We start from the raw sequence: 18,203 nt of genomic DNA on the forward strand, positions 1-18,203 counted from the left end.
CTCGTCGCTGAGCACCAACTCGGCCCGCGGCCGGCCACGACCAGACATGACCACAGCCTACATTTAGATTAGGGACTTCCGGCGCACCACACTAGGAGGGCGTTTCCCGCTGTCCCCCGGACTGACCGACGCCGAGCTCGACCGCATCGAGGACGAGTTCGCTTTCCGCTTCGCCGACGACCACCGCGCGTTCCTCGCCGCCGGCCTGCCGTCCGGCCGGGGCTGGCCGGACTGGCGCACGCCCCACCGGCCGGCGCTGAGGGACCGGCTGGCCGCCCCGGTCGAAGGGGTGCTCTTCGACGTCGCCCACGGCGAATTCTGGTACGGCGGTTGGGGACCGCGACCGCAGCCGGACGACGAAGCCGTGGAGAAGGCGCGGCGCTACCTGATGACCGTGCCGCGGATGATCCCGCTCTATTCGCACCGCTATCTGCCCGCCGGTCTGACCGGCCACCCCGTGCTGTCGATCTATCAGACCGACATCGTCCTGTCCGGCAACGACCTCGGCGACTGGATGGCCCGGGAGTTCGGCGTCGGAACGGCCTCCGAGGTGGCGGGACGGCGTCCGAGCGTACCGTTCTGGCGCGACCTGATCTCTTAGCCGTCGGCTTCCCGCCGGGCCTTGGCCCGGCGTTTTCCCTCGTGCATCGCCTGCACCCGGGCCACCGGAATCGTGTGACCCTCGGCGACCAGGCCGGCGTCGAGCGGCTGCGGCGCGGGCATCGAGGAGGCCCACGGGTCGTCGTCGCCGAGCAGGCCCGGCGCGTTGTGGATCGTGAAGTCGGCCGGCGTGACGTCGTCGAGCGCGTCCCACGACAGGGGGAACGACACCCGCACCCCGGGCCGGATGCGGGGGCTGTAGGCGGCGACGACCGTAGCCCCGCCCGAGCGGGTCGCGTCGAGGAAAACCTTGCCGTGCCGGTCCTCGCGGATGAACGCCGTGGTCGCCAGCTGCGGGTCGAGCTTCTCGGCCCGCACCGCCACCGCCCGGGTCGCGGCCGCGACGTCCTCGGTCGCGACGTCGTCGGCGAGCGGCATGAAGATGTGCAGGCCCTTGGAGCCGCTGGTCTTGACGGCGCCGGCCAGGCCGGCATCGGTCAGCGCCTGGCGTACGAGCCGGGCCGCGGCCACCACAATGCCGAAGTCACCGCCCTCGGGCGGGTCGAGATCCATGATCAGATGGGTCGGGTGGTGCTGCCCGGCGAGCATGAGCGCGGGATGGTATTCGACCGCGCGCTGATTGCCGAACCACAGCAGCGTGCGGCGGTCGTTGCACAGGGCGTAGGTCACGTTGCGGTGCGACGCCTCGGCCCACACCTCGGTGCGCGGCACCCAGTCGGGCGTGTATTTGGGCAGGTTTTTCTGCATGAACTGGTCCTGCCCGCGGAGCAGCCGGATCACCGACAGCGGCCGGTCGTGCAGGACCGGCAGGAGCCGCGCCGACATCGCGTCGAGGTAGTCGATCAAGTCGCGTTTGGTCGCGCCGGCCCCCTCGTACAGCTCCTGGTCGAGGTTGGTCAGCGGGACGCCGTCGCGTTCCTCTTTCTCAGCCGGCATGACCGATTGCCAGTGAGGGCAGGATCATCAGAAGGGTCAGAACGATGTAGAGCCCGGCGATGCCGGACCGCTTGTGGCGGGTCGCGATGACCGCGGCCGAGAACGGCAGCACCAGGTTGGCCAACGCGGCCAGCGTGAACACCTCGTCGCCGCGGTGCTTGCCGGTCATGCCGTAGACGACCATGAGCGGCACGACCACCAGCCAGGCCAGCGTCACCAGAACAATCTTGAGGGTGACGTGGGTGCGGCGCGGGCCCTCGGTCGGATCTTTCTCCAGAGCGAACGCCATGCGCATCGCGAAGTCGCTGGTGCGCTGCTCTTCAGGGGCCACAAAAGCACCCTATGGCCCCCGGCCGGGCAGCGCCCCCTCCCCGAACGGGCGGTCCCGAAATGTTATCGGGGCGGTCGTTCGCCGGACCCGCGCGGGACGACCGAAGTGGAGATCACGATCGTGCGGGCCGGGCCGGTGTGCCCGCTGATCCGCTCGAACGCCAGCCGGGCCGCCTCCCGCCCGATCGCGGTCATGTCGTGCGCGACCACGGTCGTGCCGAGCACATCGGCCAGGTCGAAGTCGTCGAAGCCGACCAGGGCGGGCGGCTCGGCGACGTCCCGCATCGCCCGCAGCGCGCCGGTGGTCAGCCGGTTGTTGGTGGTGAAGAACGCGGTCGGCGCCGGGTCGAGGGCGAGCAGGTCACGCACGGCGCGCTCGGCATGGCGTACGTCGTGGATGTCGGTGCGTACGTAGGGTTCCCACGCCGTATTGCCGGCCGCCCGCATGGCCGCCACGAATCCGTCGATGCGTCCGCGCTGCGGAGCCATCCGGGCCAGGTCGGCGACCAGCGCGATGCGCCGGTGCCCGCCCGCCAGCAGGTGCTCGGCGGCCGACCGGGCGCCGCCCACGTTGTCGATGAGCACGGCGTCACCGTCCACCCCGTCCGGTGGCCGGTCGAGGAAGACGAACGGGACGCCGTGCCTGCCCTCGATCGACAGGTAGTCGTGCTCGCCGACGCTCGGGATGATGAGTAAAGCTCGCACCCGGCGTTCCAGGAACGCGTCGATCAGGCTGTGCTCGAGCTCGGGGTCCTCGTCGTTGTTGGCGGTCACCAGCAGCAGGCCGTGCTGCCGCAGCTCGCGTTCGATGCCGCTGGCCACCGCCGAGTAGAACGGGTTGGCCAGATCACCGCTGACCAGCCCGACCAGCGCACTGGTCGCGCCTCGGCGCAGCTCGCGGGCGATCCCGTTGAGCCGGTAGCCGAGCAGGTCGGCCGCGTCGAGGACGCGCTGCCCCGTCGAGGGCGCGACGTTGGGCTCCCGGTTGAGTGCGCGGGAGGCGGTCTTGAGGCTGACCCCGGCGAGCGCCGCCACCTGGGTGAGCGTCGGCCGTCGGACCGAGGGATCGTCGGCGGGCATGGCGCTCCGGGGAGAAATCGGTGTCGGGAGGACCCAGTATGACATCGATGTCGGAGTTGTTCCGCCGTTACCTCCCCAACAGGCGCACGACGTCATCCGCCGACAGCTCCCGAGCCGATTCGGGGTCGTCCCGGGCCAGCTCGGTGCGGGACACCTCGTCAAAAATCCCGGCAATCGCCGCGAACAGCTCCGGCGTCAGCCCGGCCGCCTCCTGGGTCGCCGAGATCTCCCGCATCTCGGCCACGTACCGCCAGGCCTTCGTCGCACCCCGCGCCACCCCGGCCGTGTGAGCCAGCCCGGCCCGATCAAGGTCAAGAACAACTTCTTGGAGTACGCCGTACGCCCCGGCCGTCCGCATCGCCTGCGTGACCAGCGCGATCAGGCCCTTGTAGACGCTGCCGGTGCACATCTTGAGCGCGCTCGCCGAGCCGACCCGGTCACCGAGCACGATCGGCTCGACCTGCCCGTCCCAGGGCAGGCCGGCGACCGTGGCGGCCTCCGGCCCCGAGAAGTAGAGCCGGGCGCCGGGCTGATCGCTAGGCGGCGGCCCCGAGATCGACCCGTCGACGAGGCGTAGATCTCCCAGTTGTTCCTGGACCCGCGTCATCGTGGTCGGCGAGACCGCGTTGAGGTCGGCCACGAGCGGGCTGCTCCCGGCCGCCCCGGCCGCGACCCGGATCGCCGAGGCGGCCGCGACCGCCTCGCCGGGCGGTGTCACGACGAGCACGACATCGGCCGCACCGACCACGTCACGAAGCGTCGGCAGAAGCTCGAGCCCGGCCTCGCCGGCCAGCCGCCTGCTGCGCGCCGACCGCCCGTCGACGGTCGCCACGACACGCGCCCCGCCGGCCCGCAGCGCGCCACCGAGCCCGGCACCCATGAAGCCCGGGCTCACGATCCCCACCGTATTCATCGGCCCCACCTTAAGACCCGCCCGCCGCCGGTCCCGCTGCACTTTCAGACCTCGGGAATCAGGGTGGTGATGCAGAACGGGTGCCCGGCCGGGTCGATCAGGACGCGCCAGCGGTCGGGGGCGGGCTGAGTCGCGGCCTTGACCGCGCCGGCCGTCAGCAGGGCCTTCTCGGACGAGTCGAGGTCGTCGACCGCGAGATCGAGGTGGATCTGCTTGGGTACGGCGCCCTCGGGCCAGGTGACCGGCGGGAGGTCGGCCACCTGCTGGATGGTCAGCAGGACGCCGGCTCCCTTGAGGGCCACGAAGCTGTCGTTCTCGAAGATGACCTGGAGGTCGAGGGCCTCGCAATAGAAGCGGGCCAGCCGGGCCGGGTCGGGGGCGTCGAGGGCCACGGCGCCGAGGCGTGCGATCGCAGTCATGCCACGCATCGTGTCAGAGGGGGCCGCTAGGTTGGCCCCATGGCCTGAGAAGTGGCGTGGTTCTCCCCGGGGGCACGGCGTCCGAGCAGCTGGAACAGGCCGTGCTGGCCACGACCGACCTGCCGCTGACCGGCGAAGAACTCGACCTGCGCACCAGCGCGGCCATGAAGGACGACGGCATCGACCTGATGCGGGCCCTCAGGGCGTCCATTACCAGCACGAGGTGGGCCGCGACGACCTCGCCGAAGTGGGCGGCCGGTGCAAAATGCCGTACCGATCCGGGTCGTGGCCGTCTGGCCGCGACCGAAATCCCTGCCGCGCGCCCAGCGCTGCGAAGGTGTGCTCCCGGCCGGCGCCGAAACACCCGGCCAGGTCCGCGAGATGCGCGCGTGGCTCGACCGCCCCGGCCAGGACTTCATCGGCGAGGGCGAGACACCCGCCGACCCGGCGGCCGCGGCCGCGATCGTGCGGCCGTAGGCCGACGCGGGCTGCACCTGGTGGATGGAGACCCGCTGGAGATGCCCCACCACAGCCCTGAACGCAGGGCCGAGATCCGCGCCGCATCGCCGGCGGCCCTCCCCGGCTCGGCTGAACGGCGATTTCCCGGGGCGGGCGATCGTCTCCCTCCGGAAAGTTCTTCACAGCGCGCTGATCTTCCAACGGTGCGGCGTGGTGTCGCCGCAGCCTCGGAATCGGTCAGGCGAGCCGCGGGAGGTAGGCCGACCACACCTTCTTCGGGACGCACATGGCCCATGCGTCGAGGACCAGTTCGGTCATGCGCTCCTCGTCGAGCCCGGCCATCCATGCCTGCACCCAGTTGAAGCGCATGTCGGACTCGCCCGGCAGGTGGAAGATCTGCGGCTCGGCGTGCACCAGCGCGAGCCGCTCATCCTTCGGGAAGCCGAACCCCATCACGGTCTCGTCGCGGGAGAAGGCCACGTAGACGATCTTGCTGACACGAAACTTCACCCGATCACGAATCAGGTGCTCCGAACTGCGGGGCAGGTCGCACGCAACCCGGCGGACATCGTCGACGGTGACCATGCGGGCACCCTACGACCGGGGTACGACAACTTTCACGACTGCCGCGGCTTGGGCACCAGCTTGGTGGTCGGGTCGTCAGCCGACGGCGTGGTCGTGTCGCGGACCTTGGCCCGGAAGACCCGGTCCGGAGGCAGGCGGTAGGTCGCGGCCTTCACCAGCTCGTCGGGAACCGTGTGGCGCCCCGAGGAGGCGGCGGCCTCGTCGGCGGCCGGGGAAGGCACGACCGTGTCCTCCTCGTCCTCCGGGGCCCGATGCCCGGGAGCCCGGCGCGTCGAGGGGGCCTTGTCGGTGTCCGTCTTCTTGGCGGCGCGGTCGCTCATGTCGGGGAGCACGGTGGTCTCCTTGCCGGTGCGCGGATCCGGGAACCGCTGGAAGCGCACCCCGCCGACCGCCGGGGGCTCGGGGACGGTCCCGGTCGGCGGGGGAGGCGGCACCGGGAAGCCCATCTGGCTCATCGCCGGCCCGGGAGAGGGACGGGCGGCGGCACCGAGCTTCGGCGAGGCGGAGGCCGAGGCCGAAGACGGCGACGGCGATGGCGATTGCGCCGGGATCTGCGGTGACGGCACCGCCGAGGGCTGCGCCGGAAGGTGGGCCGACGGCTGCGGTGAGAGTTGCGACGAAGGCTGCGCCGGGACTCGCGGCGAGGACTGTGCCGACGACTGTGCCGACGACTGCGCCGACAGCAGGGGCGAAGTCTGCGCCGACGACTGCGCCGACAGCTGGGGCGAAGTCTGCGCCGGGAGCTGGACTGACGACTGCGCCGACAGCTGGGGCGACGATTGGGCCGGAAGCTGGGGCGACGACTGCGCCGACAGCTGGGGCGACGACTGCGCCGACAGCTGGGGCGACGACTGCGCCGACAGCTGGGGCGAAGTCTGCGCCGGGAGCTGGGCCGACAGCTGGGGCGACGATTGGGCCGGGAGCTGGGGCGAGGGCTGGGCCGAGACTTGCGACGACGGCTGGGCCGGGAACTGGGGCGACGGCTGGGCCGGGAACTGGGGCGACGGCTGGGCCGGGAACTGGGGCGACGGCTGGGGCGACGGCTGGGCCGGGAGCTGGGGCGACGGCTGGGCCGGGAGCTGGGGCGACGGCTGCGGCGACGGCTTTGCTGAGATTCGGGGCGGAGGCTGCATGGGGAGGTGCGTTGAGGAGTGCACCGGGGGGCGGGCTGAGCGTTTGGATGACGGCTTCGGGGAGGGCTTCGACGTCGCTGGTGGGGTGGGCGAGTGCAGCGACGAAGGCGGCGGCGATGAAGGTGGCAGGGACGACTGCCCGGGTGATGACGACGGCGAGGCTGACGGGGACGCGGACGGCGACGCCGGTGCCGGTGACGGTGACGAGGAGGGCGACATCTGCGGCAACAGGGTCGTCTCGTCCCGTGCTTCGGACTCCGGCTTCACCGGCGCGGCGGCTCGCACCGGCCGGCGGGGGACGATCACCCGGGCGGCCAGGCTGAACACACTATGAGAGCCCTTCTCGTATCCGTCGCGGTAGGCCGCCTTCCGGTCCTCGCCGGTCTGACGACGCTGGTGGATGCGACCGGCCGCGTAGCCGCAGCAGGCGACGAACAGGGCAAGCAAGGCGATGATCAAAATCGTATTGCCAGGGGCGCTCATGCTCCGATTCTGTCCAATCGGATAGACCGAGAGCTATGGCCCGTTTGACGGAACCCGATCGAATTACCTTGGCGGGTCAGTTTTGTGCGACAACCCACGCCGCGATCTGCGAGCGGCGGGAAAAGTCCAGCTTGGTGCGGATGTGCTCGACGTGGGCGGCGGCCGTCTTGAGTGCGATCGTCAATGCGGCCGCGATCTCCCGGTTGGTCATGCCGGCCGCCACCAGACGTGCCACTTCCATTTCCCGGGCGGAAAGTGACGAGGGTGCCGGAGGCGAGAAGGGTAACGGCGCACCCACCGCGCCGTATTCTTCCCGCGCCGAGGCGAGCAACAGAGCGGCCGGGCCGGGCGGCGAGCACCGCGCCCGGTCGACCCGCGCCGCCGCACCCTCCCAGAACCGCCGCCGGCCCCGCCAGAACTGCTCGGCCGACTCGAGCTCGGAGCGCGCCCTGGCGGTCTGCCCCTCGTGCAGGTGGATGAGCCCCCACCCGTGCCCGATCGCCCCCAGGGTCCCCGGGATCCCCCGGTCGGCGACGATCGCCGAGGTGCGTGTGAGCCACTCCCGCGCCGTGGTCGCCCCCGACGTACCCAAATAGGCCCGCACCCCGGTGACCAGATAGGGAAAGAGGTAGGCCGCGTCCCGCACCCGGGCCGAGGCCTCGAAGCCCTTCTCGCACCAGGCGGCCGCCTCGGAGAACGACCCGGACAGCAGGGCGGTCTCGGCCAGCCCCCACCACGCGGGCGAGAGCCGCTGCAGTTCCCGCATGCCCTCGCCGAGCGACGCGGCCTCGGTCAGCAGAGTGGTGGCCTCCGGCAGCGAGCCGCGCCCGAACGCCACGAACCCTCGCACGTGCAGCGCCGTGATGCGGGTGGTGATGCCGCTGCCGTCGGTCAGCGCCTGGTCCGCGGTGGCGAGCGCCCGGTCCCAGTCGCCGACCGCCCACTGCACATGTGCCAGGTGGGAGGCCATGTAGTGGCGGTCGCTGAACTGTTCGACCCGCTCGGCGTACGCGATGCCCTCGCCCAGCCACCGCAAGGCGGTGGGATATTCGACAAGCATGGACATCGACGATCCGATCATGCGGTAACCGCGCGCCGTCTGGCCTTCGAGCCGCCAACCGGACGCGCGGGAGATCGACCCCTCGAGCAGTTCGAGCCCCTCGTCGAGGCGGCCCGCGAACAGGAGCACCGAGCCGAGTGTCGCGTCGATGTTGCATCGGGTGCCGCGGTCGCAGTCCTCGACCGCGATCGACTGCGCGAACTGCCCGTCCTCGATCGCCTCGGCGAGACGGCGGTCGAGCATGTAGGCGGCGGACAGGGCGGCGTGGATGTTGGCGCGTACCTCCTGGGCCTGCGGATCATCGCGGAACGCGATGAGCGGAAGCGCTCCGCGCAGCGCGCCGGTCCGCTCGGCGAGGTCGGCGCCGAGCAGGTGCCGCACCGCGACCCAGTCCGGCACCAGGGCCGCCGCGGCGAGCGGGTCGTTCACCTCCTGGTGGAGCCGGTACGCCTCGGCGTAGCAGTCGGCGGCCTCGGCGTTGTGGTCGACCGCCAGCAGTTCGTCGGCCATCTCGGTGAGCAGCGTCGCCTTCACCGCCGGCGGCAGGTCGGCCGGCGCGTTGCGGAAAGCCCGCCGGTACAGCTCGACCCCCTCCCGATGCGCCGACATCGTGGCCGCCCGCCGTGCGGCGGCCGACGCGTGCTCGAAGGCTTCGGCCGGCATGGCCGCCCGTTCGAACTGGTCGCTCACGAAGACCGGCGAGAACCCGGCCGCGACCGCCGCCGCGGCCGCCCGGGCGTGCAGGTAGCGGCGGCGATGCGGGGTGAGGTCGGCGTACAGGGCATCCCGGATCAGCGCATGCCGGAAGTCGTAACGAACCTGGTCGGACCGCGGCTGCACGAAGAACCGCTCGGTCAGTTCGCGCAGACCGTCGTCGACCGCGCCCGGGCCGTACCCGGTGATCGCGGTCAGCAGGTCGAGGTCGAACGACCGCCCCAGAACCGACGCCACCTCGGCCAGGCGCCGCGCTTCTCCACTGAGCTGCTCCGCCCGGCCCAGCACCGCGTCGGCCAGCGTGTCCGGCATCCCGCCGACCGCGGCCACGAACTCCTCGACGTGCAGCGGAATGCCGTCGCTGCGGGCGTAGATCTCGTCGGCGACCGGGCCGGGCAGCGGCGCGCCGGTGATGGCCGAGGTCAGCTCCGCGGTGTCGGCCCGGCTCAGCCGGCCGAGTTTGGCCTCCTCGGCGTGGCGTTGGGTGAGCAGCCGGGTGCGCCAGGATCGCATCGGCACGCGGGGATAGAGCTCGTCGCTGCGGTAGGTGCCGACGAGCAGCATCTTGCTGGTCTGAGTGCGCCGGCCCAGGCGGCCGAGCACGTCGAGCGTGACGTCGTCGGCCCAGTGGAGATCTTCCAGCGCGAGCAGCGTCCGATCGGCCCCCAGGGAGCTCAGCAGATCGGCGACCTCGCTGACCAGGAGTCGCCGCTGCCGGTCGGAGTCACCATCCACGCCGCCGGAGTCGAGCCGCGCGGCGATCCGCTCGCCCACCGATGCCGTCCCGGTCTCCCGGGCCAACTCGCTCGCCAGATCCCCCAACAGGCCCGCCGCGACCACCGCATCCCCCGGGGACGCGGCCGCGGTCACCACCGTGAACCCCAGCTCGCGGGCCCGGTGTACGACCTCGCCGAGCAGCCGGGTCTTGCCGATCCCGGCCTCCCCGGCCAGCAACAGCAACTCGCCCCGACCGTCGGCCGCCGCGGCCAGCCGGCGGGAGGCCAGCGCGAGCAGATCCTCCCGCCCGACCAGCACCGGGCTGCTCAAGGCGAGGTTCATGGCGCGACTTTAGGTCACCCGCGGACGCCTTCCTAGGTGCAATGACCGATGTCCGACTTCGGGTTCCCGGGCAGGCTGCGCCATATCAGTCAATTCGACAGGAGCATTCCGATGGCCAAATTCATGGACGTGCACAGCGGCTTCCACGGCGTCACCCCGGAGCAACTCGCCGACGCCCACGACGCCGACCTCAAAATCGAGGGCGAGGAGGGTGTCCATTTCGAGCGCACCTGGCTCGACGCCGACTCCGGCAAGGTCTTCTGCCTGAGCACGGCCCCGAGCAAGGAGGCGGTCATGCGCATCCACGATCGCGCCGGTCACCCCACGACCGAGGTCTACGAATTGACCGCCGAAGCCTGACCAAACCCTGACGCCCGTCCTGACAGGACTAACGGGAGACGTTCGCGGCCGGGTCGGAGGAGATCAGCACGACGTTGCCGTCGGGGTCGTCGACCATGGCCGCGTACGGTCCGGTGGTCCGGCGAGGCGCCATCCGGCCGTGGTAGCCGGCGGCGGTGAGCCGGTTCCACTGGTCGTCGACGGCCGCGTCGTCGCCGACGAAGAACTCCAGAAACTGTTGGTAGCCGTGCTCGGGCCGGGCCCAGTCCGGGTCGGCGGCGGCCGCGAAGCCTTCGGCGAGGACGAGGCTCACACCGCTGTCCATCCTCAGGAGGGAGACGGGCCGGTCGGGAAACGGCTCGGGCACCGCCAGCCCGAGAAGGCGGTAGAACTCGATGGATCGCCGGATGTCGCGCACGTCGAGCCCGATCATGCCGAGTTGGATGTTCACCGGTGGCTCCTGGTTGATAATAGGCATGCGCATATGATCTGCTGTCGCTTACGGTACGTCAAGCCGTGAAAGGGTAGGGGCGTGGCAGACGAGCGGGCGGATCTCGCGGCGATGGTCGTGCGGTTGAGCCGTCGCCTGATCGCGATGGAGGAGCCGATCCTGGCCCGTCACGAGATCTCGATGTGGGCCTACATCGTGCTCAGCAGCCTGCGCGGCCGGCCGACCCGCACGCAGGCGGCGCTGGCCACGGCCATCGGCGCCGACAAGACGCGGCTCATCCCGGTGCTGGACGACCTGCAACGCCGTGGGCTCATCGAGCGGGAACCGGATCCGACCGACCGGCGCGTACGCCTGCTGAGCCTGACCCCCGACGGCCGCAACCGGCAGCAGGCCGTGCGGGCCGACATCCGCGCCGCGGAGGAGGCCCTGCTGGCCGGCCTCCCGAAACAGGATCGGGACGGCTTCCTGGCCGCGCTCGAGGCGCTCAGTCAGGTGCGATAGACCTTGACCGTGCCGAGGCCGGTGTCGAGCCGGAGGCGCAGGGTCGGCACGTCCACCTCGGGCGGCAGGTTGCTCTCGGCGATCGTGCGCGTCCCGACCGCCGTGCGGCCCTCGACGATCACCCGTACGCCGCGCGGCACCCAGACCTTGATCGCCCCGACGACCGTCCGCGCCGACAGCGTGACCTCGTGCGCCGCGAGATCCGCGTTGCGCAGGTCAAGCTTCATCGGGCCGATCGCGACGCCGAGTGCGGCCGATGGCTGGATGCGCCAGCGCCCGCGCTTCTTGATCGCCCCGACCATGATCTCCAGGGGAGCCGGCTCGGGAGGCGGCGCGGGCACCGCCGCGGCGATCGAGCGCCCGGCGGGCAGATCCTGCACCAGCACGTCCAGTTCGCCCAGGGTGCGCGCCGCATAGGCGGCGCCGACCCGCTCGGAGAACTCGGACAGCGTCAACCGGCCTTCGCCGACCGCCACGTTGAGCCGGTCGGCCACCGCCTGCCGCTCGCCGTCGGAAGCACGCACCGGCGCCACCGGAGGAGCCGGCACGGGCTGGGAGTGCAAAGGGTTAGTCATATTATGACGATAGGCCCGCCCGGCCACCCCCGGCTACCCCGCGGCGACCGCCTCCTGCAGGCCCCGGGCGGCCAGCCGGTCGGCTCGCTCGTTCTCCGGGTGCCCGGCGTGTCCCTTCACCCAGTGCCACTGCACCTCGTGCCGGCTGACCGCCGCGTCGAGGCGCTGCCACAGATCGACGTTCTTGACCGGCTGCTTGGCTGACGTCTGCCAACCGTTGGCCTTCCACCGGGGCAGCCACTTCGTGATGCCGTCGCGCACGTAGATGCTGTCGGTGTAGAGCATCACCGTCATCGGCGCGCGGTTGAGCGACTCGAGCGCCGAGATCGGCGCCATCAGCTCCATGCGGTTGTTGGTGGTCGAAGCCGCCGAGCCGCCGCACATGTCCTTCTCGCGGGTGCCGTAGCGCAGCACCGCGCCCCATCCGCCGGGGCCGGGGTTGGGCGCGCAGGCCCCGTCGGTGTAGATCTCGACGACCGTCATGGAGGCACCTTACAAGTGAGCGCCGCCATGCCCGGCCGGTCTCCAGCGGACGCTCAGGAACCGCGACGTATGGTGGCCGGGTGATGGACGACGCGGTCGTGGTCGACGAGCTCGTCGTGCGCTATGGCGACACGACCGCGGTCGACAGGGTCTCGCTGACCGTGCCGCGCGGTCGCGTGTTCGCCCTGCTGGGCAGCAACGGCGCCGGCAAGACGAGCCTGCTTCAGGTGTGCGAGGGGTTCCGGCGCGCCGACGGCGGCCGGGTGCGGGTGCTCGGGCTCGACCCGATGGACGATCACGATGCGCTGATGCCGCGGCTCGGCATCATGCTGCAGAGCGGCGGCGTCTATCCGTGGGCGACCGCGGGCGAGATCCTGCGGTTGTTCGCCAGCTTCAGCGCCCGTCCACTGAGCACCGAGATGCTGCTCGACCGGCTGGGTCTGCGCAAGTTCGAGCGCACCCGGTTCCGGCGGCTGTCCGGCGGCGAGCAGCAGCGGCTGTGCCTGGCGGTGGCCCTGGTCGGCCGGCCCGAACTGGTGTTCCTCGACGAGCCGACCGCGGGCATGGACACCGAGGCCCGCCACACCACCTGGCATCTGATCGAGGAGTTGCGGGCCGACGGGGTCACCGTCCTGCTGACGACACATCTGCTCGACGAGGCGGAGCGCCTGGCCGACGACGTGGTCATCATGCGGTCCGGGGTGGTCGCGGCGACGGGTACGCCGGCCGAGCTCACCGCGGCGGCCGGCATCGATCTGCTGGAGATCCGGGCACGGCCGGGGCTGAGGATCGACAAGGTCACCGAGACCAGCCCGGGCGAATACTCGGTCGCCGGTGGCCTCGACACCAAGACCATCGCCGAGGTGCTGGCCCGATTTGCGGCGGAGGACGCGCAGGTCACGGCCGTCAACACACGGCGGCGCACGCTCGAAGACGTCTATCTCGCGCTGACCATGCAGGGAGCGGTTCGATGAGCACCTTCGCTCCGGCGCCGAGCCGCGCCCCGTTCAAGAACATCCTGCGGCAGCAGATCCGGATGGAGATCACGCTGACCGCCCGCCGCGGCGAGGCGGTCGTGCTGGCCATGGGCGTGCCGCTGCTGGTGCTGCTCGGTGCCGGTCTCACCCACGCGACCAACGTGCCGGGAGACAACCGGCTCGGCTTCATCGTCCCGGGCGTGCTGGCGCTGACCGTCATGTCGACCGCGTTCACCGGCCAGGCGATCACGACTGGCTATGAGCGGAGTTACGGCGTACTGAAACGGCTCGGAGCGTCTCCGCTCACCCGGCCCGGTCTGCTCTTTGCCAAGACCGCGGCCGTGCTCGGGCTGATCGTGCTGCAGTTGCTGGTGCTCGCGCTGGTCGGCGTGGCGGTCGGCTGGCGCCCGCACGTGGCCGATCTGCTTCCGGCGGCCGGAGTGACGGTGCTGGCGGCCGCCGCCTACACCGGACTCGCGTTGCTGCTGGCCAGCGTGCTGCGACCCGAGACGACGACCGCCGCCGCCACCTTCATCTACGTGCTGATGCTGGCGGCGGGCGGCATCATGTTCGCCGCACCCGATCTGGGGCCGGCGGGGTGGTTCCTGCTGCCGCTGGCCGCCCACGCCGAGGCGCTGCGTGACGCGCTGACCCGCGACACCGAGATCCCGCTGTCGATCTGGCTGAGTCTCACCCTGTGGGCGGCCGTCTTCCTCACCGCGGCCGCGAAAAAGTTCCGCTGGGAATAGCAAGCCCTGTCCACCGATCGGTGGACAACCACTGCCGTCCACACGGTCGTCCCGTTCACCGCCGAGAACAAGCAGGATCGATGGCATGACAGCCATTGAGGTGCAGGGCCTCCGCAAGGTTTATCGGGGGCACGAGGCGGTCGCGGGCATCGATCTCGCGGTCGCCCGTGGCGAGGTCTTCGCGCTGCTCGGCCCGAACGGCGCGGGCAAGACCACGACCGTGGAGATTCTGGAGGGGCACCGCCGCCGCAGCGGCGGCGAGGTCCGGGTGCTCGGGGCCGATCCGGAAACGGCCGGCCGGGACTGGCGGGCGCGGATCGGCATCGTGCTGCAGGACGCCGACGACGCCGCCGACCTGACCGTGCGGGAGATGGTGCGGCACATCGCCGGCTTCTATCCCGACCCGCGCCCGGCCGACGAGGTCATCGAACTCGTCGGCCTCACCGCCAAGCACAACAGCAAGATCCGCTCCCTGTCGGGTGGCCAGCGCCGGCGGGTCGACGTCGCGCTCGGCATCGTCGGCCGGCCCGAGCTGCTGTTCCTCGACGAGCCGACCACCGGCTTCGACCCGCAGGCCCGCCGCCAGTTCTGGGATCTGATCCGGGCGCTCGCCGCCGAGGGCACCACGATCGTCCTGACCACGCACTACCTGGAAGAGGCCGAGGCGCTGGCCGACCGGCTGGCGGTACTGGCCAGCGGCAAGATCGTCGCGGAGGGCACGCCGGCGACCCTGGGCGGGCGGGCCGCCGCCGGCGCCAAGGTCAGCTGGAAGGGCCACACCGAGCACGTGGCTGACCCGACGCCACTGCTGCGCCGCCTGGTCGCGGAAAACGAGGACCTGAGCACTCTCACGGTCACCCGTCCGACCCTGGAGGACATCTACCTCAATCTGATCGGAGCAGGCAAGTGACGACCTTCGGCTATGGGCTCTCCCGAGGCCGCGTGGAACTGTTGATGTTCGTCCGCGACCGCACCGCCCTGATCTTCACGTTCCTCTTCCCGGCGCTGCTCCTGCTGCTGTTCGGCACGATCTTCGGTAAGGACGACGACCAGGCCGGGGTCAGCGCGAGCCACGTCTACGCGGCCAGCATGATCGCGTACGGGATTCTCAACACCGGATTCATCACGATGGGTGCGGGGCTGGCGCTCGACCGGGAGGACGGGACACTCAAGCGGCTCCGGGGGACGCCGCTGACCGTCACGGCATACCTCATCGGAAAGTTGACCTTGGTGCTGTTCCTGAGCATCGCCGAGGTGGTGGTGCTGATCGGCGTCGGGGCGCTGGTCTTCGACCTCAAGCTGCCGGACGCGTCGCACTGGCTGACCTTCGCCTGGCTGTTCGTGCTGTCGGTGGTGGCGTGCTCGCTGATCGGCGTGGCGGTCAGTGCGATCGTGCGGCACGCTCGCACGGCCGGCGCGATCCTCAACGTGCCGGTGGTGGCGTTGCAGTTCATCTCGGGCGTCTTCATCCACCCGATCACCCAGCTGCCGAACTGGCTGATCACCGTCGCGTCGATCTTCCCGGTCAAGTGGATGAGCCAGGGCTTCCGCTACGTCTTCCTGCCCGACAGCATGAAGTCACTCGAGGCGGCCGGTCAGTGGGAGCTCGGCCGGACCGCGATGGTCCTCGGCGCCTGGTGTGTGATCGGATTGGCGTTGTGCCTGGTGACCTTCCGCTGGAGCGAGAGCGACCGGTGACCTCCCTGACCGAGGCGGCCCATCGGCGCTACTGGCCGTACTGGGAGGTCTACTTCCTCGTGGTCGCGGCGGCGGTCGCCGCCGCGACCCTCGCCGCCGACGGTCACGCGCTCTGGCGCCGCGAGGTGGTGGTGGCGGCGATCGCCGGCATGGCGGTGCTTCACGTGACGGTCAGCCGACGGCTCATCGGCGCCGATATCGAGGACTGGCGCAACCTCGTCGCCGCGCTCGTCACCCTGGTCCTGTTCGTCGTCGCGGTCGCCGCCGCACCGTTCGCGACCTGGCTGCTCTTCGCGCTCATCCCGTTGTTCTTCCAGCTGGTTCCGATGCGCCCGGCGATCGTGCTGGTCGTGCTGGTCAACCTGGTCACCCCGCTGGTCGATGTGTTCGAGGAGCCCAAGCTCGTCCCGATGGACCTGGTCATCGGCGCGATCTCGGCCGCGGCCGGGGTCTGGCTCGGCTTCTGGAACATCCGGGTGATCGAGCAGAGCGTCGAGCGGGGCCAGCTCATCGAGGAACTCGAGGAGAGCCGGGCCGAGGTCGCCCGGCTCTCCCACGAGGCGGGCGTCGCGGCCGAGCGGACCCGCCTCGCCGGCGAGATCCACGACACCCTCGCCCAGGGCTTCACCAGCATCATCACGCTGCTGCAGGCGGCCGACCCGCAGCTGCGCGACGAGCGGGTGGCGCTCGCGGTGCGCACCGCGAAGGAAAACCTGGCCGAGGCCCGTGCGTTGGTTTCCGACCTTTCGCCCGTCGCTCTCGCGTCGGGGTCACTGCTTGATTCCGTACGCCGCGCCGCGTCCCGTTTCAGCGAGGAGTCGGGAGTGCCCGCGACCGTGCGCATCACCGGCGCCGATCGCCCGCTGCCGACGTCGGTCGAGGTGGTGCTGTTGCGCTCGACCCAGGAGGCGCTGACCAACGTGCGCCGCCACGCGGGAGCCGGCTCGGCCCAGGTGCTTCTGGCCTTCGGCGACGAGGGCGTCCGCTTGACCGTGCGCGACGACGGCCGTGGCTTCACGCCGGGCTCCCGCTCCTCGGCGGCCGGCGGGTTCGGTCTCAACGGCATGCGCGCCCGCGCCGAACAGGTCAACGGCACCCTGACCGTCGCCAGCACGCCTGCCGACGGCACGACGATCGAACTGGAGATTCCCGCATGATCCGGATCCTGCTGGTCGACGACCACCCGGTGGTGCGGATGGGACTCCGGGGCATGCTCGACGCCGAGCCCGACCTGGCGGTCGTCGGCGAGGCGTCGTCGGGCGACGAGGGCCTGGCGATGACGCTGGCCGAGAAGCCCGACATCGTGCTGATGGACCTGCGCATGCCGGGCGGCGACGGGGTGTCGGCGACCGAACGGATCCTGGCCGCCGCCCCGCGGACGCGGGTGCTGGTGCTCACGACGTACGAGTCGGACCGCGACATCCTGCGCGCGATCGAGGCCGGGGCCGGGGGATACCTGCTCAAGGACGCGACCCCGGCCGAACTGGCCGATGCCGTTCGGGCGGCCGCTCGCGGCGAGACGGTGCTCGCGCCCAGCGTCGCTTCCACGCTCGTACGGCAGGTGCGCTCGCCGGCCCCGCCGGCGCTCTCGGCCCGGGAGACCGAGGTCCTTCGCCTGGTCGCGAGTGGGCTGACGAACGCCGACATCGGCAAGCGCCTGTTCATCGCCGAGGCGACCGTGAAGACCCACCTGCTGCGCATCTTCAACAAGCTGGACGTGGCCGACCGCACCGCCGCGGTGACCACGGCGATGCGGCTCGGCCTGCTGTAAGCCCTACTTGTTGGTGAAGCGCCCCACGAACGCGAGCGCGGTGTTGCAGACCTCGAGCCACCCCGAGTCGATGGTCAGCGAGTGGCCGCGGCCGGGGATCGAGGCAAACTCGGTCACCCCGGTGTTCTTCTGCTGCACTTTGTAGGCGTAGTTGGAGATCGCCGGCGGCACGGTGTGGTCCTTCTCGCCCGAGATGATCAGCAGCGGCCCGCGGTACGGGTTCTCGTGGTCGACCTTGACCTCGCTCCACGGGTTGAAGTTGGCCACCGCGGCCTGGAACAGCGGCGCGCCCGGGGCCGGCACCGCGTACTCCTCGTACAGCTTCCGCGCCTCGACCTCGTCGACCGCGTTGGCGAAGGCGTAGTGGAACTGCTCGAATGTCAGCGGGATCGCCTTGTGCCGGTTGGCCGGGTTGGACAGCACCGGCGACGCCGAGCGCAGGGCCGAGACGGGCAGCGGCAGCACACCCTGGAACGGTGCCGCGTCGACCGCCACTGTCACATTGGACAGTCCACGACCGGCCAGGATCATCGCGAGCAGGCCGCCGAACGAGTGGCCAACCACTGCCGGCTGCTTGTCGAGCAGGCCGATCACCTCGGCGTAGTGGTCGGCGACCTGGCCGACCGTCTTGCCGGCCATGACCTCAGGGTGGGCGTTCGCCTCCTCGACCGTCTCCGGGTCGTCGGGCCAGCCGGGCGAGAGGGGCGCGTAGCCGGCGCCCTCGAACACCTCGGCCCACCGGTCCCAGCTGTTCGGCAGAAGCCACAGGCCGTGGATGAAGACGACCGGGGTGCGGCCGCCGGCGTTGACTTCGGCAATCTCGTCACGAAGATGCTGCGGGATGGTTGGCATTACCAACTCCTCAGA

At 70.9% G+C, this 18,203-nt stretch carries 23 protein-coding genes; 11 read left to right on the forward strand and 12 right to left on the reverse strand.

The genetic code is table 11. The features are described from left to right. Positions 1 to 289: 289 nt before the first annotated feature. Entirely contained in the window at positions 290 to 601 is a 312-nt protein-coding gene (locus tag ACIA5C_RS22910) for a hypothetical protein (protein WP_396057719.1), read from the forward strand. On the opposite strand, the gene ACIA5C_RS22915 is transcribed toward ACIA5C_RS22910, so the two are convergent. From ACIA5C_RS22915 to ACIA5C_RS22935, 5 genes are all read right to left on the reverse strand, one after another. Further along, a complete protein-coding gene (locus ACIA5C_RS22915; RefSeq protein ID WP_396057721.1) occupies positions 598 to 1,557 on the reverse strand; it encodes a DNA polymerase domain-containing protein in 960 nt (319 codons plus the stop codon). The two genes, ACIA5C_RS22910 and ACIA5C_RS22915, sit on opposite strands and share 4 nt — an antisense overlap. Continuing rightward, positions 1,547 to 1,888 (reverse strand): hypothetical protein, encoded by a 342-nt coding sequence (locus tag ACIA5C_RS22920; protein ID WP_396057723.1) that lies wholly within the window; start codon positions 1,886 to 1,888, stop codon positions 1,547 to 1,549. Before ACIA5C_RS22920 ends, ACIA5C_RS22915 begins: the two co-directional genes overlap by 11 nt. Positions 1,889 to 1,950: 62 nt before the next feature. Continuing rightward, positions 1,951 to 2,967: a LacI family DNA-binding transcriptional regulator gene (locus ACIA5C_RS22925; protein ID WP_396057726.1), complete on the reverse strand. Its 1,017-nt coding sequence runs from the start codon at positions 2,965 to 2,967 to the stop codon at positions 1,951 to 1,953. A gap of 67 nt (positions 2,968 to 3,034) precedes the next feature. Further along, a complete protein-coding gene (locus ACIA5C_RS22930; RefSeq protein WP_396057728.1) occupies positions 3,035 to 3,880 on the reverse strand; it encodes a DUF1932 domain-containing protein in 846 nt (281 codons plus the stop codon). 44 nt (positions 3,881 to 3,924) lie between these two features. Next, the gene (locus ACIA5C_RS22935) at positions 3,925 to 4,299 is read right to left on the reverse strand and encodes a VOC family protein (protein ID WP_396057730.1); all 375 of its coding nucleotides are present in this window, start codon (positions 4,297 to 4,299) and stop codon (positions 3,925 to 3,927) included. Between the two features lie 258 nt (positions 4,300 to 4,557). Between ACIA5C_RS22935 and ACIA5C_RS22940 the strand changes: the two genes are divergently transcribed. Then, complete coding sequence (locus ACIA5C_RS22940) at positions 4,558 to 4,776, forward strand: hypothetical protein (protein WP_396057732.1); 219 nt, start codon at positions 4,558 to 4,560, stop codon at positions 4,774 to 4,776. A 219-nt stretch (positions 4,777 to 4,995) separates the two neighbouring features. Here the strand turns inward: ACIA5C_RS22940 and ACIA5C_RS22945 are convergent, their stop codons facing one another. Together ACIA5C_RS22945 and ACIA5C_RS22950 are read right to left on the reverse strand one after the other, a co-directional pair. Next, positions 4,996 to 5,343 (reverse strand): MmcQ/YjbR family DNA-binding protein, encoded by a 348-nt coding sequence (locus ACIA5C_RS22945; protein ID WP_396057734.1) that lies wholly within the window; start codon positions 5,341 to 5,343, stop codon positions 4,996 to 4,998. 32 nt (positions 5,344 to 5,375) lie between these two features. Continuing rightward, positions 5,376 to 5,675, reverse strand: a complete 300-nt coding sequence (locus tag ACIA5C_RS22950; RefSeq protein ID WP_396057736.1) for a hypothetical protein — start codon at positions 5,673 to 5,675, stop codon at positions 5,376 to 5,378. 1 nt (position 5,676) lies between these two features. On the opposite strand from ACIA5C_RS22950, the gene ACIA5C_RS22955 reads away from it, so the two are divergent. Then, complete coding sequence (locus ACIA5C_RS22955) at positions 5,677 to 6,810, forward strand: hypothetical protein (protein WP_396057738.1); 1,134 nt, start codon at positions 5,677 to 5,679, stop codon at positions 6,808 to 6,810. A 225-nt stretch (positions 6,811 to 7,035) separates the two neighbouring features. On the opposite strand, the gene ACIA5C_RS22960 is transcribed toward ACIA5C_RS22955, so the two are convergent. Beyond that, positions 7,036 to 9,792: an ATP-binding protein gene (locus ACIA5C_RS22960; RefSeq protein WP_396057740.1), complete on the reverse strand. Its 2,757-nt coding sequence runs from the start codon at positions 9,790 to 9,792 to the stop codon at positions 7,036 to 7,038. 111 nt (positions 9,793 to 9,903) lie between these two features. On the opposite strand from ACIA5C_RS22960, the gene ACIA5C_RS22965 reads away from it, so the two are divergent. Beyond that, a complete protein-coding gene (locus ACIA5C_RS22965) occupies positions 9,904 to 10,152 on the forward strand; it encodes an SCO4226 family nickel-binding protein (protein ID WP_396057742.1) in 249 nt (82 codons plus the stop codon). A gap of 28 nt (positions 10,153 to 10,180) precedes the next feature. On the opposite strand, the gene ACIA5C_RS22970 is transcribed toward ACIA5C_RS22965, so the two are convergent. Then, positions 10,181 to 10,609: a VOC family protein gene (locus ACIA5C_RS22970; protein WP_396057744.1), complete on the reverse strand. Its 429-nt coding sequence runs from the start codon at positions 10,607 to 10,609 to the stop codon at positions 10,181 to 10,183. Positions 10,610 to 10,663: 54 nt separating this feature from the next. On the opposite strand from ACIA5C_RS22970, the gene ACIA5C_RS22975 reads away from it, so the two are divergent. Beyond that, on the forward strand, positions 10,664 to 11,083 hold the full coding sequence (locus ACIA5C_RS22975; protein ID WP_396057746.1) for a MarR family winged helix-turn-helix transcriptional regulator: 420 nt from the start codon (positions 10,664 to 10,666) through the stop codon (positions 11,081 to 11,083). On the opposite strand, the gene ACIA5C_RS22980 is transcribed toward ACIA5C_RS22975, so the two are convergent. Both ACIA5C_RS22980 and rnhA read right to left on the reverse strand, forming a co-directional pair. Continuing rightward, positions 11,071 to 11,658 carry a DUF1707 domain-containing protein gene (locus tag ACIA5C_RS22980; RefSeq protein WP_396057748.1) on the reverse strand — a complete coding sequence of 196 codons (588 nt, stop codon included), beginning with the start codon at positions 11,656 to 11,658 and terminating at the stop codon, positions 11,071 to 11,073. The genes ACIA5C_RS22975 and ACIA5C_RS22980 overlap by 13 nt on opposite strands. A gap of 33 nt (positions 11,659 to 11,691) precedes the next feature. Next, positions 11,692 to 12,141, reverse strand: a complete 450-nt coding sequence (rnhA, locus tag ACIA5C_RS22985; RefSeq protein WP_396057750.1) for a ribonuclease HI — start codon at positions 12,139 to 12,141, stop codon at positions 11,692 to 11,694. A gap of 83 nt (positions 12,142 to 12,224) precedes the next feature. Between rnhA and ACIA5C_RS22990 the strand changes: the two genes are divergently transcribed. From ACIA5C_RS22990 to ACIA5C_RS23015, 6 genes are all read left to right on the forward strand, one after another. Beyond that, positions 12,225 to 13,115: an ABC transporter ATP-binding protein gene (locus ACIA5C_RS22990; protein ID WP_396058758.1), complete on the forward strand. Its 891-nt coding sequence runs from the start codon at positions 12,225 to 12,227 to the stop codon at positions 13,113 to 13,115. Beyond that, positions 13,112 to 13,867, forward strand: a complete 756-nt coding sequence (locus ACIA5C_RS22995) for an ABC transporter permease (RefSeq protein ID WP_396057752.1) — start codon at positions 13,112 to 13,114, stop codon at positions 13,865 to 13,867. The genes ACIA5C_RS22990 and ACIA5C_RS22995 overlap by 4 nt, the downstream gene beginning before the upstream one ends. Positions 13,868 to 13,952: 85 nt before the next feature. Beyond that, positions 13,953 to 14,777, forward strand: coding sequence for an ABC transporter ATP-binding protein (locus tag ACIA5C_RS23000; protein WP_396057755.1), 825 nt, complete (start codon positions 13,953 to 13,955; stop codon positions 14,775 to 14,777). After that, a complete protein-coding gene (locus tag ACIA5C_RS23005; protein WP_396057757.1) occupies positions 14,774 to 15,565 on the forward strand; it encodes an ABC transporter permease in 792 nt (263 codons plus the stop codon). Before ACIA5C_RS23000 ends, ACIA5C_RS23005 begins: the two co-directional genes overlap by 4 nt. Beyond that, the gene (locus ACIA5C_RS23010) at positions 15,562 to 16,722 is read left to right on the forward strand and encodes a sensor histidine kinase (protein ID WP_396057759.1); all 1,161 of its coding nucleotides are present in this window, start codon (positions 15,562 to 15,564) and stop codon (positions 16,720 to 16,722) included. The genes ACIA5C_RS23005 and ACIA5C_RS23010 overlap by 4 nt, the downstream gene beginning before the upstream one ends. Beyond that, positions 16,719 to 17,336 (forward strand): response regulator, encoded by a 618-nt coding sequence (locus ACIA5C_RS23015; RefSeq protein ID WP_396057761.1) that lies wholly within the window; start codon positions 16,719 to 16,721, stop codon positions 17,334 to 17,336. Before ACIA5C_RS23010 ends, ACIA5C_RS23015 begins: the two co-directional genes overlap by 4 nt. 3 nt (positions 17,337 to 17,339) lie before the next feature. Here the strand turns inward: ACIA5C_RS23015 and ACIA5C_RS23020 are convergent, their stop codons facing one another. Further along, a complete protein-coding gene (locus tag ACIA5C_RS23020) occupies positions 17,340 to 18,188 on the reverse strand; it encodes an alpha/beta hydrolase (protein ID WP_396057763.1) in 849 nt (282 codons plus the stop codon). Positions 18,189 to 18,203 lie beyond the last annotated feature (15 nt).

The sequence above is a fragment of the Actinoplanes sp. NPDC051343 genome, from assembly GCF_044455125.1.
Classification (GTDB): Bacteria; Actinomycetota; Actinomycetes; order Mycobacteriales; family Micromonosporaceae; genus Actinoplanes.

Excerpts from the sequence above, each read along its gene's own strand:
- ACIA5C_RS22915 (WP_396057721.1), bottom strand. The coding sequence starts at position 1,557 with ATGCCGGCTGAGAAAGAGGAACGCGACGGCGTCCCGCTGACCAACCTC.
- ACIA5C_RS22925 (WP_396057726.1), bottom strand. The coding sequence starts at position 2,967 with ATGCCCGCCGACGATCCCTCGGTCCGACGGCCGACGCTCACCCAGGTG.
- ACIA5C_RS22930 (WP_396057728.1), bottom strand. The coding sequence starts at position 3,880 with ATGAATACGGTGGGGATCGTGAGCCCGGGCTTCATGGGTGCCGGGCTC.
- ACIA5C_RS22935 (WP_396057730.1), bottom strand. The coding sequence starts at position 4,299 with ATGACTGCGATCGCACGCCTCGGCGCCGTGGCCCTCGACGCCCCCGAC.
- ACIA5C_RS22945 (WP_396057734.1), bottom strand. The coding sequence starts at position 5,343 with ATGGTCACCGTCGACGATGTCCGCCGGGTTGCGTGCGACCTGCCCCGC.
- ACIA5C_RS22960 (WP_396057740.1), bottom strand. The coding sequence starts at position 9,792 with ATGAACCTCGCCTTGAGCAGCCCGGTGCTGGTCGGGCGGGAGGATCTG.
- ACIA5C_RS22965 (WP_396057742.1), top strand. The coding sequence starts at position 9,904 with ATGGCCAAATTCATGGACGTGCACAGCGGCTTCCACGGCGTCACCCCG.
- ACIA5C_RS22970 (WP_396057744.1), bottom strand. The coding sequence starts at position 10,609 with ATGCCTATTATCAACCAGGAGCCACCGGTGAACATCCAACTCGGCATG.
- ACIA5C_RS22980 (WP_396057748.1), bottom strand. The coding sequence starts at position 11,658 with ATGACTAACCCTTTGCACTCCCAGCCCGTGCCGGCTCCTCCGGTGGCG.
- rnhA (WP_396057750.1), bottom strand. The coding sequence starts at position 12,141 with ATGACGGTCGTCGAGATCTACACCGACGGGGCCTGCGCGCCCAACCCC.
- ACIA5C_RS22990 (WP_396058758.1), top strand. The coding sequence starts at position 12,225 with ATGGACGACGCGGTCGTGGTCGACGAGCTCGTCGTGCGCTATGGCGAC.
- ACIA5C_RS22995 (WP_396057752.1), top strand. The coding sequence starts at position 13,112 with ATGAGCACCTTCGCTCCGGCGCCGAGCCGCGCCCCGTTCAAGAACATC.
- ACIA5C_RS23000 (WP_396057755.1), top strand. The coding sequence starts at position 13,953 with ATGACAGCCATTGAGGTGCAGGGCCTCCGCAAGGTTTATCGGGGGCAC.
- ACIA5C_RS23015 (WP_396057761.1), top strand. The coding sequence starts at position 16,719 with ATGATCCGGATCCTGCTGGTCGACGACCACCCGGTGGTGCGGATGGGA.
- ACIA5C_RS23020 (WP_396057763.1), bottom strand. The coding sequence starts at position 18,188 with ATGCCAACCATCCCGCAGCATCTTCGTGACGAGATTGCCGAAGTCAAC.